The organism is Gordonia lacunae (genome assembly GCF_002149015.1).
Lineage (GTDB): Bacteria > Actinomycetota > Actinomycetes > Mycobacteriales > Mycobacteriaceae > Gordonia > Gordonia lacunae.
This window is the reverse complement of the sequence record NZ_NGFO01000007.1, coordinates 55,357-68,877: the sequence shown is the minus strand read 5'-3', so window position 1 is coordinate 68,877 and position 13,521 is coordinate 55,357. Positions and strand designations below refer to the sequence as shown.

General features: G+C 65.5%; 16 protein-coding genes. 10 read left to right on the top strand and 6 right to left on the bottom strand.

The window, feature by feature from the left end; all coding sequences use genetic code 11:
* Positions 1 to 45: 45 nt before the first annotated feature.
* From CA982_RS07950 to CA982_RS07935, 4 genes are all read left to right on the top strand, one after another.
* Positions 46 to 399 carry a hypothetical protein gene (locus CA982_RS07950; protein ID WP_086534795.1) on the top strand — a complete coding sequence of 118 codons (354 nt, stop codon included), beginning with the start codon at positions 46 to 48 and terminating at the stop codon, positions 397 to 399.
* 216 nt (positions 400 to 615) lie between these two features.
* The gene (locus CA982_RS07945) at positions 616 to 987 is read left to right on the top strand and encodes a hypothetical protein (protein ID WP_144066002.1); all 372 of its coding nucleotides are present in this window, start codon (positions 616 to 618) and stop codon (positions 985 to 987) included.
* A gap of 139 nt (positions 988 to 1,126) precedes the next feature.
* Complete coding sequence (locus CA982_RS07940; protein ID WP_086534793.1) at positions 1,127 to 1,606, top strand: DoxX family protein; 480 nt, start codon at positions 1,127 to 1,129, stop codon at positions 1,604 to 1,606.
* A 152-nt stretch (positions 1,607 to 1,758) separates the two neighbouring features.
* Positions 1,759 to 2,199 carry an SRPBCC family protein gene (locus CA982_RS07935; protein ID WP_086534792.1) on the top strand — a complete coding sequence of 147 codons (441 nt, stop codon included), beginning with the start codon at positions 1,759 to 1,761 and terminating at the stop codon, positions 2,197 to 2,199.
* Between the two features lie 62 nt (positions 2,200 to 2,261).
* Here the strand turns inward: CA982_RS07935 and CA982_RS07930 are convergent, their stop codons facing one another.
* Both CA982_RS07930 and CA982_RS07925 read right to left on the bottom strand, forming a co-directional pair.
* Positions 2,262 to 3,149 carry a DUF5996 family protein gene (locus CA982_RS07930; RefSeq protein ID WP_086534791.1) on the bottom strand — a complete coding sequence of 296 codons (888 nt, stop codon included), beginning with the start codon at positions 3,147 to 3,149 and terminating at the stop codon, positions 2,262 to 2,264.
* A gap of 140 nt (positions 3,150 to 3,289) precedes the next feature.
* Complete coding sequence (locus CA982_RS07925) at positions 3,290 to 3,892, bottom strand: TetR/AcrR family transcriptional regulator (RefSeq protein ID WP_086534790.1); 603 nt, start codon at positions 3,890 to 3,892, stop codon at positions 3,290 to 3,292.
* 144 nt (positions 3,893 to 4,036) lie between these two features.
* Between CA982_RS07925 and CA982_RS07920 the strand changes: the two genes are divergently transcribed.
* The 4 genes from CA982_RS07920 (at position 4,037) to CA982_RS07905 (ending at position 7,196) form a co-directional block, all read left to right on the top strand.
* Entirely contained in the window at positions 4,037 to 4,897 is an 861-nt protein-coding gene (locus CA982_RS07920) for an SDR family NAD(P)-dependent oxidoreductase (protein ID WP_086534789.1), read from the top strand.
* A 137-nt stretch (positions 4,898 to 5,034) separates the two neighbouring features.
* Positions 5,035 to 5,874, top strand: a complete 840-nt coding sequence (locus CA982_RS07915) for a PE-PPE domain-containing protein (RefSeq protein WP_144066001.1) — start codon at positions 5,035 to 5,037, stop codon at positions 5,872 to 5,874.
* 104 nt (positions 5,875 to 5,978) lie between these two features.
* Positions 5,979 to 6,512 carry a hypothetical protein gene (locus CA982_RS07910; RefSeq protein ID WP_086534788.1) on the top strand — a complete coding sequence of 178 codons (534 nt, stop codon included), beginning with the start codon at positions 5,979 to 5,981 and terminating at the stop codon, positions 6,510 to 6,512.
* A gap of 72 nt (positions 6,513 to 6,584) precedes the next feature.
* Entirely contained in the window at positions 6,585 to 7,196 is a 612-nt protein-coding gene (locus CA982_RS07905; RefSeq protein WP_086534787.1) for an AAA family ATPase, read from the top strand.
* Between the two features lie 46 nt (positions 7,197 to 7,242).
* Here the strand turns inward: CA982_RS07905 and CA982_RS07900 are convergent, their stop codons facing one another.
* The gene (locus CA982_RS07900; protein WP_086534786.1) at positions 7,243 to 7,692 is read right to left on the bottom strand and encodes a GNAT family N-acetyltransferase; all 450 of its coding nucleotides are present in this window, start codon (positions 7,690 to 7,692) and stop codon (positions 7,243 to 7,245) included.
* A 167-nt stretch (positions 7,693 to 7,859) separates the two neighbouring features.
* Between CA982_RS07900 and CA982_RS07895 the strand changes: the two genes are divergently transcribed.
* Positions 7,860 to 8,153 (top strand): hypothetical protein, encoded by a 294-nt coding sequence (locus CA982_RS07895; RefSeq protein WP_086534785.1) that lies wholly within the window; start codon positions 7,860 to 7,862, stop codon positions 8,151 to 8,153.
* Positions 8,154 to 8,168: 15 nt separating this feature from the next.
* Here the strand turns inward: CA982_RS07895 and CA982_RS07890 are convergent, their stop codons facing one another.
* A complete protein-coding gene (locus CA982_RS07890; RefSeq protein ID WP_086534784.1) occupies positions 8,169 to 8,684 on the bottom strand; it encodes a MarR family winged helix-turn-helix transcriptional regulator in 516 nt (171 codons plus the stop codon).
* A 42-nt stretch (positions 8,685 to 8,726) separates the two neighbouring features.
* On the opposite strand from CA982_RS07890, the gene CA982_RS07885 reads away from it, so the two are divergent.
* Entirely contained in the window at positions 8,727 to 10,874 is a 2,148-nt protein-coding gene (locus CA982_RS07885) for an MMPL family transporter (protein ID WP_086534783.1), read from the top strand.
* Between the two features lie 61 nt (positions 10,875 to 10,935).
* On the opposite strand, the gene CA982_RS07880 is transcribed toward CA982_RS07885, so the two are convergent.
* Positions 10,936 to 12,627, bottom strand: a complete 1,692-nt coding sequence (locus CA982_RS07880; RefSeq protein WP_086534912.1) for an ATP-binding cassette domain-containing protein — start codon at positions 12,625 to 12,627, stop codon at positions 10,936 to 10,938.
* Positions 12,624 to 13,520: an ABC transporter permease gene (locus CA982_RS07875; RefSeq protein ID WP_086534782.1), complete on the bottom strand. Its 897-nt coding sequence runs from the start codon at positions 13,518 to 13,520 to the stop codon at positions 12,624 to 12,626. The genes CA982_RS07880 and CA982_RS07875 overlap by 4 nt, the downstream gene beginning before the upstream one ends.
* Position 13,521 lies beyond the last annotated feature (1 nt).

The following is a 13,521-nucleotide window of genomic DNA, read 5'->3' as shown; positions in this document are numbered from 1 at the left end:
TACTGGTCCCCTGCAGATCACTCTCACCGAACGCGAGGAAACCCGATGTCGATCAGCGAACCCGCCGCCGGTCGCGGCACGTACTTCGGCGACCCGATCACGATCGATGAGCACACGACGATGATTCCGGTGTCACGCAGCGGTTTTCGTGGCCGGCCGGTGGCGATCGGCGCGTACACGGTGACTGACGGGACAACGACCTGGACCCCAGCCGTCGACAGTGGCCGGGTAGCCCTTCTCGGAGTGATCACCGGCCTCGTCGCGGCGGCGCTGGGATCAGCAGCGGTCTTGCGGCAACCACCTTGGCCGCGGATGACCATCGAGCACGATCACCTTCCCGGTCGCCGTTCACCCGGAGCAGCATCCAGCAGAAGAGGACGGAGCGGACTCCCCTCCTGATGTCGCGTTCACTCGCCGGGGAATTGCGATGCGAGAGCGAAGCGAAGTCGTTAGCGTGCGACAGGTGGACGTGTGGCGGAACGAGTGGTTCGAGGACTGGTTCGGACCCAGTGCGCGCTGGACTCGCTGGCCAGATGGCTCGGTGACCGGAGGCCCCGGCACACTGCCGCCCAATGGCGTCAAGCCATCGAGACGGTGCGACGAGACTTGCTGTTCATGCAGACCGGTGCGCGGTCCTACTCGTGGGACTGCGCGTCGTCGGTGTGGAATGTCTATCTCGACACCGTCGGCGCATTGATCTTCGACGTACGAGACTCGAACAACAGGATATGGGTGTGGACGACCGAACCCACCGACGCGGACTGCACCGTGGCGCAAGCAATCGTGTGGGCAGCGGGGCGCGTGCAAGTCGATTTGATTGCCGACCAGTGGGTCCTGTGGCCGGCTTTCGAAGGCGGGCCGCCCATGGATATGCGCTCGGTCGGAGGTCGTGCAGTGTGGACCCGCAGTCGCACATCCCATGTCGTCGCACCAGCTGGGTACCTCGCCGAAGTGCTACCACAGGACAACCCCGATATCGGAGAGTAACGGCTGGTTCGGCGCACCACGTCCAGCGTCTCACCCGACTCACCGGTTTGATTCTTGCACGGACGTACGGACAGGAACCCGCTGTGATGTGGATCGCTACATCGGTCGGAATCAGGCACGTCCGTGCAATAGTTAGGCAATGCTTGCCTTAACAGAGACTGCTTGCCCGTGGGTGATCGGCGTCTACCGCGTGGTCATCGGTTTTCTCTTCTTCTGCCATGGGACAACGACGTTGTGGGCGTGGCCGATCGAACCGTACGGTGGCGCGATGGCAGAGTTCGGCGCGTGGCCATCCTGGTGGGCCGCCGCGATCCAGGTGGTCGGCGGATTGCTGATCATGACCGGTACGGGAACCCGGGTTGCCGCCTTCGTCAGCGCGGGAAGCATGGCGGTGGCCTACTTCTGGAAGCACCAGGGTGATGGTCTGTTGCCGATTCAGAACGACGGCGAGTCCTCGGCGCTCTTCTGCTGGGCGCTCTTGATCCTGGTCGTCCTCGGGCCCGGAAAGCTGACTGTCCAGTCTGTTCTCGAACGTCGACGCGACCGGGCGGCACCCACGAATTCGACTGACTCTCGCCCCGTACCGGAGTCGCCCGAGCCCTCCCTGGCTCGACACTGAGAAAGGGCTCGACAGCGCTCTAAAGGCGCGACGGCTTGCGCACCCGCTGCCGATGAGTTCTGACCATCCTGAGGGTCTGCCTCGGTGCGGACGACAGTGTTCGCACCGAGGCATCGATGTCCCGGACGTCGACGACCAGAAGGCAGGTACCCATGACCGACAGCACCGGAGCGACCCTCACACACACCTTCGGCGCTTCTCCCGACGCCGTCTTCGACGCGTGGACGACACCAGCGCTCTTCGCGACCTGGTTCGGAGGCAGCGCGAACGAAGTGCCCACCGACTCGGTCACGCTCGATGCCCGTCCCGGAGGTACCTGGACCGCGACGATGATCGTCGGCGACGAAGTGCCCGAATTCCACTGGCGCGGCGAGTACATCGAGGTTCAGCGACCGAACCGGCTCGTCCTGACGATGACCGACGAACCCGGCGACGAGCGTGAACGCCTCACCGCTGACTTCCTCGCCGTCGACGCCGGCACCGAGGTTCGATTCAGCCAGACGGGTGGGAATCTCACGGACGAGCAGTACGAGTACGCCGCCGCCGGATGGCGTGCGGCGTTCGAGACGCTGGACTCGCTGCTGGGCGAGTAACCGGCCGTCGTCAGATCTCGGTCACGACGCTCGGATGCGAGCACGTGCCCGACCGTTCGCGCTCACTCCCAGCCGGCGGTCTCCGCGGCGGCCTGGTGGGTTTGGCGAAGGAACTTCAGTACCACGGCGTCCGGATCCGGCGCTTGGCGAACGAGGTGGTACGGCAGGACATACTCTCCCAGCGCGGCATCCCAGTGAGCCGGGGCCTCCACCGCAGGATGGGTGTCGTAACCCTCGGGATGCGGATACGCGTAGGCGTAGAAGGCACCTTCCTCGGCGCCTCCCGGCCAGTATCCTGCGCTCGACACCTCGTCGCTATAGGCCTCGTGCATGACCCAGTCGGGACAGTTCGGAACCCCGCCGGGATGCTGGGGTGCGCTCCGACCCGAGAACCGGGTGACCGCCAAATCGAAAGCGCCCCAGAAGAAATGGACAGGCGACGACTTACCCCTGAACTCGCCACGGAACCTCGACAGCACCCGCTGAGCGCTCACCAGCGACCACCAGAACCTCGTCATCGCTGATGCGTCGTACGACGAATGAGCGGTGTCCTCGGCGAACGGCGTGGCGTCAGGCAGCTCGACAGGGGTCCCGACGAGGTCGATGTGGAAGCCGAGGTCGGTGAGGTGGCCGGTGTATTCGGCGTAGAAGTCGGCCACTGTCCGCGGCTCGAGCGCCATCCGACGAGAGCTGCCGTCGGTCACCAGGAAGATCAACTCGTGGTTCAGAAAATCGAAGCGGATCTCCAGACCGCGAGTTCCGACGGCCATCAGCGACGTGGTGAGTCCACGCGCGTCGACGTAGAGCGGAACCCCCCACCAGTGATTGACCTCGGGACCGAGAGCGAGACGCGTCTTGCCGACGATCTGGGTCCACAACTGCACCGTGTCCCTGGTGTCGATCCACGATTCCACTGGTAGAGCGGGCCAGGCCTCGTATCGGTTTTCCATGACTCCATGATCCCGAACGCGTCAACTCGACGAGCGTTTCGCGGCATACGCGGCAAATCCCACGGCAGAACAGGTGGTCGCCTCCCCCTGGCCCGACAACCGCGCCGGTGCTCACCATGACTCCTACCCTGCGTCAGACTTCAGACCGGGTTCTGGATCGCCGTGACCAATTGGTGGCAGTGATGGGTGATCTCGGCGGCGGTCAGGTCGGGATGCTCCGTCCACCAGTCGATCACCGCGGAGACGACGCTGAACCAGCACGCGAGCAACAACGAATGGGACTCTGCCGACATCGGACCGGAACGTTCCGACAGGACCTCGGCCACCCCTTCCGAACCCAGTGCGTTGAGCGCTTGCTGGTAGTGGCGCGTTCTGTCATACGCGGCGCTCGGTTTGGGCGGGGTGAAATCGTAGAGCACCCGCCATTTCTCGGTGCCGCCGTCGAGTGCCTCGACAATCGCCGTCAACGTCGCCAACGCCCGCTGCGGGGTCCCCTGCACCTGTTGCGCTGCGGTCACTGCCGCGACGAGTTGCTCTCCCGCCCGCTGAACGCATGCCGCGTGCAGACCGTCGCGAGACCCGAAGTAGGTGTAGATCAACGGCTTCGAGATACCGGCCGCCGCGGCGATCTCGACCAACGAGGCGTTCGCGTAGCCACGTTCGGCGAATTCAGCCGTCGCGACATCGATGATCTGCTGTTCCCGCTCCGCGCGTGGCACGCCTTTGGTTCCCGCGAGCGTCATCCACCTCTCCTCCCGTGGCGTCACGGTGAGCTACCGCGCACCCGTTGACTCAAAGGTAATTTACCGTAGAGTCAACGCCGCTGTCACGTCCTCGGCACGGGTGCGCGACGGCGGTTCGGCCCCGTGATCAAAGGAGAAAACCCGATGAGCAAGCTCGGCACCGAGTTGCAAGCAGCCCTCGGCAGGGGCGTCGGCATGGCGCTGCAACGCCGCACCCTGCTACCCCGCGTGGTCTCGGAGGCGATCGCCGGTGAAGGACGCAGTGTCCAAGGGCTGACCGTGGTGGTGACCGGCGCATCAGCAGGGATCGGTCGGGAATCCGTGCGGCAGCTGACCGCCCGCGGCGCGCACGTGATAGCAGTCGCACGACGCCGGCAGGAACTGATCGAACTGTCCGACGAGACCGGTTGCGACCACAAACTCTGTGACCTCTCCGACGAGGCCGCGACCGATGCGTTGATCGACGAACTTCGCGGTGAATCGGTCGATGTGTTGGTCAACAACGCAGGCCATTCGATCCGTCGGACAATTCTCGACTCCACCGACCGACTCCACGACTACCAGCGCACCATGCGTCTCAACTACCTCGCCCCCGTTCAGCTGTCGCTCGGCTTGTTACCGGACATGGTCGACCGACGGTCGGGGCACATCGTCAACGTGTGTACATGGGGAATCATGGCGAACACTTTTCCCAGGTTCTCGGCCTACGCCGCGTCGAAGACTGCACTGGCCATCTTCGGCCGCAGCCTCAACGCGGAGAATCCCCACAGCCCGATTCGGGCCACGAACGTCTACTTCCCACTCGTTCGCACCGACATGATCGCGCCAACAGCGGCGTACGACAACACCCCGGCACTCACCGTCGAGGAGGCCGGCCGGTGGATCGTCCGTGCGATCACGCATCGTCCGACCTCGGTGGCGCCGGCCGCCGTACGTACGCTGCTGCCCGTCATCGACTATCTCGCACCGACGGCCGCCGACAGGGCGATCGCATCGATCACCTGACTGCTCGTCGTCGACCGTTCACGGTCATCCGCGTTGCGGCGATTCGCTCACATACGGACCGCCGTCCCTATTCCTGATCGTCCTGCCGCCATTTATCCCTGTGATAGACAGTGATGAGACCGTGAGGCGGCGAATCGATGACGAAGCGATATCTGCGGATCATTCTTGTTCTCATACTGGCGACCGCGATCGGACAGTGGTCACCGGTCGCCGGTGCAGCCCCGGATCCGGGCGGCGCAACCGTCCTGACACTCGACCCGGCGTTCCGTTCCCTGCCGACGAATTGGCTGCGCGGCGAATTGTTCGCAACACCGAATCGCGTCGTGAAGGTGCCCTACAACAACTTCCCCGGCGCGACGAACACCCACCGCGGGCGGGACAAGCTCAACGAGATGCTGCACGAGATCCCGGGGCGGAAGATCGTGGTGGGTCACAGTCAGGGTGCGCAGGTTCAAGACGATTGGCTGCGCACCTATGGGCCAACGAGCGACATCGATCCCGCAACAGTGATGTTCGTACTCACCGGTGATCTCGAATCCAAATACAACGGATGCGCCAATCAAGGCGGCTGCCGAGCAGACTATGGCGGAAACAATTTTCCCGACGACACCCGGTACACCGTCAAGATCGTTGCGCGGCAATACGACTACTGGGCCGACGCACCCAACCGCGATCTGATGACCGACGCCGCTCGTCGAAACCACAGCGCATCGAATTCTGTTGGTGGACAGGGCGAAGGACGTCCCGTGCACAATGACTACAGCATGATCGGACTCCACGACCCGGCCAACAAGACCTTCGTCGAGGGCAACGCCACGTACATCCTCGGGTCTCCGGCCACCTACTATCTGCCGATGGTCACGCAGATGTGGACCACTGCTGCCCGCAAGGCGACCGAGGACGCCCGACTTCGCCCGGAGGTCGAGAAGGCCTACGACCGGCCGATGGGGGCGCCGCCCGCACCTTCGGGTACCTGAACCGCTCTCCGTCTCGCGAGGATCAGGCGGAAACCGAGCTCGAAACGGACGTCGACATCTACCATCAGTGCACCAACCGGACGATGTGGTGAAAGAGGACCGGCATGAAGAAGACTCTGAATTCTCTGTCCGAGAGCGACTATCTTCTCGTTCGGGAGACCAAGAAGTCGCAGATGGCCGGGCTCGACGAGGACGACTTGCTCGACCTCCATTCCCGCATCCGGCGCGCTCGGAACAAACATGTCACCCTGTACCGACGAGCTGGAGCCGAGAAGGTCAAGGCCAAAGGCGGGCGCGGGAGCGCCAAGAAAGCGAATGTCCGGAACGCCGCCAAAGCGGAGGTGTTCGAGGACGCCCTGAGCCGGGTGAGTCGGCGATTGGTCCGGGTGTCCCGCGACGCCGCCCTGGAGCTGAAGGCCGAGCGACTGGCACGCGCACGCACCGAGAACCCGGCACCATCCGCGGACGGCGGCAAGGCACGCAAGGACAAGAGCAACGGCGAGGGCAAGGTCGCCTCGTCGGGACGAGATCGTGCCGACGACACCCGCGACTCGCCAGGCCGCAAGAAGTATGAGGCGTCGACCATCGCGGCCGGCGCGCGCCGCCAGACCAAGAAGGACCGACGGCACGACTCCTGACCCCGGCGGCCGACGCCGGCCCTGCCCGTCGCCGCGACCGGCAGACGGCCCCGCCGTGGGTAGCCTCGACACATGCTGATCTGGATCAACGGCGCCTTCGGCGTCGGCAAGACACAGACCGCTCACGAACTCCACCGCCGGCTGCCGGCCGCGCATGTCGCAGATCCCGAACTCCTGGGGTTCGCCATGCACAAGATGCTGCCGCCCGCTCGACGCGACGACTTCCAGGATCTACCGCAGTGGCGAACGGGTGTCACCCACACCCTCCTGGACGCTGAACGATCGAGCGGTTCCCCCGTGATCGTTCCCATGACGCTCGTCGTCGGCGACTACTTCGACGAGATCGTCGGCGGACTCGTCGAGTCCGGCGTCGACGTTCGGCACTACACCCTGTCCGCTCCCGTCGAGGTGATCCATCGCCGCCTCAGAGCTCGTCTTGCCCACCGCCTCGGCCCGATCCTCGGCGCCGACGAGACCTGGGCGATGCAGCAGACGGAGAGGTGCGTCGCTGCGCTCCGCGAGGACCGATTCGCAACCCATGTGCCCGCGGGCGGGCGCAGTGTCGACCAGGTGGTCGAACACATCGCCGATGATGCCGGACTCGTGCTCACCCGTCCCCGGCTGACCCCGGTGCGTCATCAGCTGCGTCGAGCATCTGTCGCAGTCCGTCACGTCCGGCTGTGAGCTGCTGAATTCTGAGGTCGCAGTGCGGAAACAGCGCGCATCGTCGCTACGGAACCGCGCGCCGGCGCAGGTGCAGAATCGGGAACGGCCGGCCGCCCGAATCCACGGCCGAGCGACCCACCTGTTCGAACCCTTTGCGCCGATAGAACTCCACGGCGCCCGGATTCTGTTCGTTGACGTCGAGCTCCTCGACGCCGGCGTGCTCGACCGCGTGATCGAGAAGCGCCGTGCCGATGCCCTGCCCGTGGGCGGCCGAGTCGACGAACAGCATCTCGAGCCGGTTGTCGGCCGTCCCGCTGAAGCCGACGACCACTCCGTCGACCTCCGCGACGACCAACTCCACCGCGGGGAAATAGTCGTGCGCGAGTCGATCGGCAAAGCCCTCGACGTCCGCGGGACTCAGAAAATGGTGCGTCGCTTCGACCGCCGAACGCCACACCTCCACCAAACGGTCCGTGTCGGCGCCGTCGGCCCGCCGGAGTCTCACCTCAGCCATCGGTCATCAAGTGGGGTATCGGTCCGCCGGTCGGTGAATGCACGATCGCACAGTAGTGCGCACGGGTCTCGATGGACAAGGGCGTTTCGATCTCCCGCAAACCCCGGCGTCGCCGTTCTCGGCGGATATCGTGATCACGACACATCCGCAGGGACGAGGGGTATCACGTGCTCGAGATCCATGGTCTGTCGAATGAAACGGTCGTGCTCGACGGGGAGTGGTTCGAGAAGCTCCGGGGCGGCGCCTCCAAGACACGGTTGCCGGCGGCGTCGTTCGTGTCTGCCCAGGTCACGGAGACCGATCGGCGCAAGAAGTTGTTCGGCGGCGAACGGGAACAACTCCTCCAGGTGACGCTCACCTTCTCGCGTCCGCCATTCGTCGGTGTGATGACGTCGGCCGAGAACCGGGCAAAGGTCGACGCCCTCGTCGCCGGACTCGAAGCCGCCCGCGACGCGGGCTGAGCCCAGCCGCGCCCATCATGGTGATCCCGAACTCCGATCCTGTTGCGCCCGAATCAATTCGAGCAGCAACCGGCGAAGCTCCGGTTCTGCTTCACCGATGGACGCGATCAGTGCCGGATCGGTTCGCTCGCGCTCGAGCAGGGCGTGATAGACCTCGGTCCCGGCCGGAGTCGAGCTCACGTGTTTGCGCCGCTCGTCGTCGGGGTCGACCTGCCGGCGCACATAGCCCATGCGTTCCAAGCGTTCGATGGTGCGACTCGCCGTCTGATCCGTCACCCTCGCCTTTTTGGCTATCTCACGCTGGGTGGCGGGCCCCGTGCTCACCACATGCAGGACGACGAGTCCGGCGCTGGAGATGTCGTACTCCCGCAGCACCGCCTCCCAGGCGTGCTCGACCATCCTTGCCGCCGCCGACAGCAGTCGACCCGTCGGCCACCCGTCCATCCCGTCGTTCCCGTTGTTCACCGCATCCTGCCGATTCTCGACGTCACACTCCACCGACTTGCAATTGTTCAGCCTGCTGAACATCATGGTGCTGTCGCACGTCAGCCGCAACCAACGAACGGAAGCCCCGTGAACCCACCCACCCCTGCTCGACGAGTCAGTCGCTTGCGATGGATTCTGCCAGCCTTGTTGGTCATCGGATGGCTGGCCCTGGGCTCGGTCGGCGGGCCGTTCGCCGGAAAACTCGGCGACGTGCAGGCGAACGACAACACCTCGTTCCTCCCCGCCTCCGCGGAGGCCACCGAGGTCTCCCGTCTCGAGGCCGACTTCGTCGACTCTTCCGAGATCCCCGCGGTGGTGGTCGCCGAACGCACCACCGGGATCTCCGACGCCGATCTCGCCTTCGTGTCCGACGCCGTGGGCACGGTGGCCGGCACCGACGGCATTGCTGAGCGAACGTCGCCGCCGATCCGCTCCCAGGACGGCCAAGCGATCCAGGTGATCGTTCCCGTCGACTCCTCGGGCGAGATATCGGAGAGTGTCGAGGCACTGCGTGCGGCCCTCGCGAACGGCCCACCCGAGGGGTTGTCGGTGTACGTGACCGGCCCCGCAGGCACAGCGGGTGACCTCACGACCGCATTCGGCGGGATCGACGGACTGCTGCTACTCGTTGCCGGCGCGGTCGTCATCCTCATCCTGATCGTGGTGTATCGCAGTCCGATACTGCCGTTCGTGGTCATCGTGTCCGCCGTCTTCGCACTCGGACTCGCGAGCCTCCTGGTCTACGTGCTCGCGTCGAACGACGTGCTCACGCTCAACGGCCAGAGCCAGGGCATCCTCTTCATCCTGGTGTTCGGTGCCGCAACCGACTACGCGCTGCTGCTGGTGTCCCGGTACCGAGAAGAACTACGGCTGACCGCCGACAAGTACGACGCGATGAGGGCCGCGTGGCGCGCGACCCTCGAACCGGTCGCGGCCTCCGCCGGCACGGTGATCGCCGGCGTGCTGTGTCTGCTGTTGTCGGACCTGAATTCAAACCGCGGGCTCGGCCCGGTCGCGGCGATCGGTATCGCGGCCTCCTTCCTGGCCTCGATGACCTTCCTCCCCGCGGCTCTGACACTGTTGGGACGCACCGCATTCTGGCCCAAACGGCCGGTCGTCGAACCCGAGGCCGCGCAGCGTGACGACAGCAGCAACCACCGGTTCTGGGGCGCACTGGCAAACCGCATCGGGCGACATCCCCGCCGCTTCTGGGTGGCCACGACCTTGCTCCTCGTTCTCTTCGCACTGTTCCTTCCCCAGTTCAAGGCGGACGGGGTCGCGCAGTCCGACACCTTCTTGCTGCCGGTCGAGTCGCAGAAGGGCCAAGAGGTGCTCTCCGCCCACTTCGACGCCGGAGACGGCTCACCCGCGGTCATCATCGCCAACGGTGCGTCACTGCAGCAGGTTCAGACTGCAGCCGCGAACGTCGACGGTGTCGCCGAGGTCGTCCCGGTCACGGACCCGGGCGGCACACCCAAGACCGTGGACGGACGTGTCGCCATGCAGGCGACGCTGACCGACCCGGCGGATTCGCTTGCCGCCGAGGAGACCATCGAGCGTCTTCGCGACGCCGTGGGGAACGTGGACGACGCCGACGCACTCGTCGGCGGACCGACGGCGGTCGACCTCGACACGAAGACAACCGCCATCCACGACCGGAACCTGATCATCCCGATCGTCAGCGTCGTGGTGCTGCTCATTCTGTGCGCGCTACTCCGGGCAATCGTCGCCCCCGTCCTCCTGATGGCCACGGTCATCCTGAGTTTCGCGGCGACACTGGGCATCTCGTCGATCGTGTTCAATCACATCCTCGGATTCCCCGGTGCTGATCCGGTCGTGCCCCTGTTCGCGTTCGTGTTCCTGGTGGCCCTGGGCATCGACTACAACATCTTCCTGATGACCCGGGTACGCGAGGAGGCACTCCAGATAGGAACGCGCCGAGGCGTTCTGCGCGGACTGACCGTGACCGGCGGGGTCATCACCTCCGCCGGAGTGGTCCTCGCCGCGACTTTCTCCGCGCTGGCGGTGATCCCGCTGATCTTCCTTGCGCAGATCGCTTTCATCGTCGCCTTCGGCGTTCTCCTCGACGCGTTGATCGTCCGGACTCTCCTGGTCCCGGCACTCGTCTACGACATCGGCCGTCCGGTGTGGTGGCCCAGTGCGCTGGCCAAGAAGGAGGACCTGCCGGGAGAGGCGCAACTGGTGGGTGCTTCGGAGGGTGACCGCGGAGCCTGAGTCAACAGTGGTCGGCAGTAGGTGCCGCGGGTCCGGTCATCGTCGCCGACCCGCGGCATTTCTACGCCGGTGCCACTGATCGCACGACCGGAGGACGCGGCGGCAACACCGCATCGACCAGGCGGCGGGTCACCGGATCTCGTTCCGGAGCGCGGAAATCCTGGGCATCGAAACGATCGACCACTCGACCTCGGTCCAGCACCACCACGTCGTCGGCGAACGCCTGCACCACCGCCAGGTCGTGGGCGATCAGCACAAAGGTCACCTCGGTCGTCGACCGCAGATTCGTGAGCAGGCGCAGAATCTCGTCCTGGGTCGTCACGTCCAACGCCGATGTCGGCTCATCCAGGATCACCAGCGCCGGTCCGACGCCCAGAGCGCGGGCGATTCCGACCCGCTGCCGCTGGCCACCGGACAGCTGGTGCGGGAACCGATCTCGGATCACGTCCGGTTCCAGGCCCACGAGCCCGAGCAGTTCATCCGCGCGACGCCGCAACGACCGTGCGCCGGTGAGCAGACCCAGACGCCGAATCGGACGGGAAATCTGTTCACCGACCGGAATCCGGGGGTTGAGTGCACTGCCGTGATCCTGGAAGACGAGCTGCACATGACGGGCGCGTTCAGCGCCGCGCAAGGACGACACCTCGACCTCACCGCCCTCGCGGTGAATCGTCACGCGTCCGCTCGTGACGGCATCGAGGCCCGCCAGAATCCTTGCGAGAGTCGACTTTCCCGAGCCTGATTCGCCGATCACCCCCAGCGCCCGACCTCGCCCGACACGGATCGACACATCGTCGAGAGCGGTGAAGTCCGCAGCACGCCGTCCCGTTGCGTCGAAGATCTTCGACACCCCGTCGATCACCGCGGAGGGAACCGCATCGTCCGACGGTGCGTCACGATCGTCGAGGTGGGCGTCCGCGGACAACTCCGGCACCGCGGTGATCAGGTTCCGGGTGTACTCCTGTTGCGGGTCCTCGAGCACTTGCCGTGTCGGGCCGTACTCCACCAGACGGCCGTGACGCAGGACCGCTACGGAATCGCTGAGACGCGCCACGACCCCGAAATCGTGCGTCACCAGCAGCACCGCCATCCCCAGCTCAGCGCGCAGATCCGCGATGAGATCCAGGATCCGTACGGACAGCGTCGGATCCAAGGCGGTGGTCGGCTCGTCGGCGATGAGGAGATCGGGCTCGGGGATACACGCCACCGCGATCATGACGCGCTGGCGCATGCCGCCGCTGAGCTGGTGCGGATAGCTGCCGAGGACCCGTGCTGTGTCGCGGATTCCCACCCGATCCAGCCATTCCCCGGCCACCTCGCGGGCTTCGGCCCTGCTGACCTCGCGATGTAACCGGATCAGCTCGACGAGTTGACCACCGATCGTGAACGACGGGTCGAACGATGTGGCCGGATTCTGGAAGATGGTGCCGACTGTCGTGCCGCGCAGCGCATTCAGGTCCTTCTCGGCGGCGCCGACGATCTGACTACCCGCCAACGAGATCGAACCATCGACCTCCGGGCGGGCACTGCCGGGCAAGAGCCCGGCGATTGCCGACGCGGTCACGCTCTTGCCCGAACCCGACTCCCCCACCAGAGCCAGAACGTGGTTCCGCGGCAGGTCGAATGTCAGGTCGGTGACCGCCTCCACCGCGCCACTCCGCTGCGGAAATCGGACGGACAGGCCGTCGACACTCAATATGGGCGTATCGGACGTCGCTGCGCGACGATCGATATCGCCCTCCGTCGTGCTCATCGGTGGGCGCTCCATCGCGGATCGAGAACATCTCGGAGGCCGTCACCGAGCCAGTTGAATGCCAGTCCCACGACGAGGATCGCGATACCGGGAACGATCGCCACGAACGGGCTACCCGAGATCAGCACCTTGGCTCCCTCCGCCACCATTCGCCCCCAGTCGGGCGCCGGCGGTTGCACACCTATGCCTAGCGCACTGAGGCTGGACGCCAGGACGATGAGGATGCCGATGAGGCTCGTCCAGTAGACGATGATGGTCGCGCCGACATTCGGCAGGATCTCGGTTCGAAGAATGGTCCGGGTGGATGCGCCGAGACCGATTGCGGCGTCGACGTACTCGTGTTCGCGCTGTCGCCGGGTCTCCGCGTAGACGATACGGGTGACGTAAGGAACCGCCGCGAACACGACCGACGCGGCGACCACCCATACCCCCATGCCGATGACCTCTGCCAGTGCGAAGGCGACGATGACGACCGGGAACGCGAAGAGGATGTCGACGATCCGCATGACCATCCCGGAAACCCATGACCGGGACCATCCGGCGAGCAGGCCGATCGCGGAGCCGATGACCACGGCGACCGACGTGGCGATCGCGGTCGGAACGATCGTGGCGCGGCCGCCCCAGATCAGTCGACTGAGGATGTCCCGGCCTTGCTCGTCGGTGCCGAAGACGTGACCGGCGGTTCCGGGCGGCAGATAGCGCGCCGCGGCGTCGCCCAGCGTCGGGTCATTCGGCGCCAGCCAGGGAGCGAGCAGGGAGATGAGCAGCACGATCGTCAGGACCGAGACGGCCACCACCAACTGCCGGTGGTGAGTCCAGGCCGGCCGTGTCCATCTTCGGCCGGGCGCTGTCGGTTGTCTCCGACCGCGTACTTCTTCGTCGTTGATGACCATG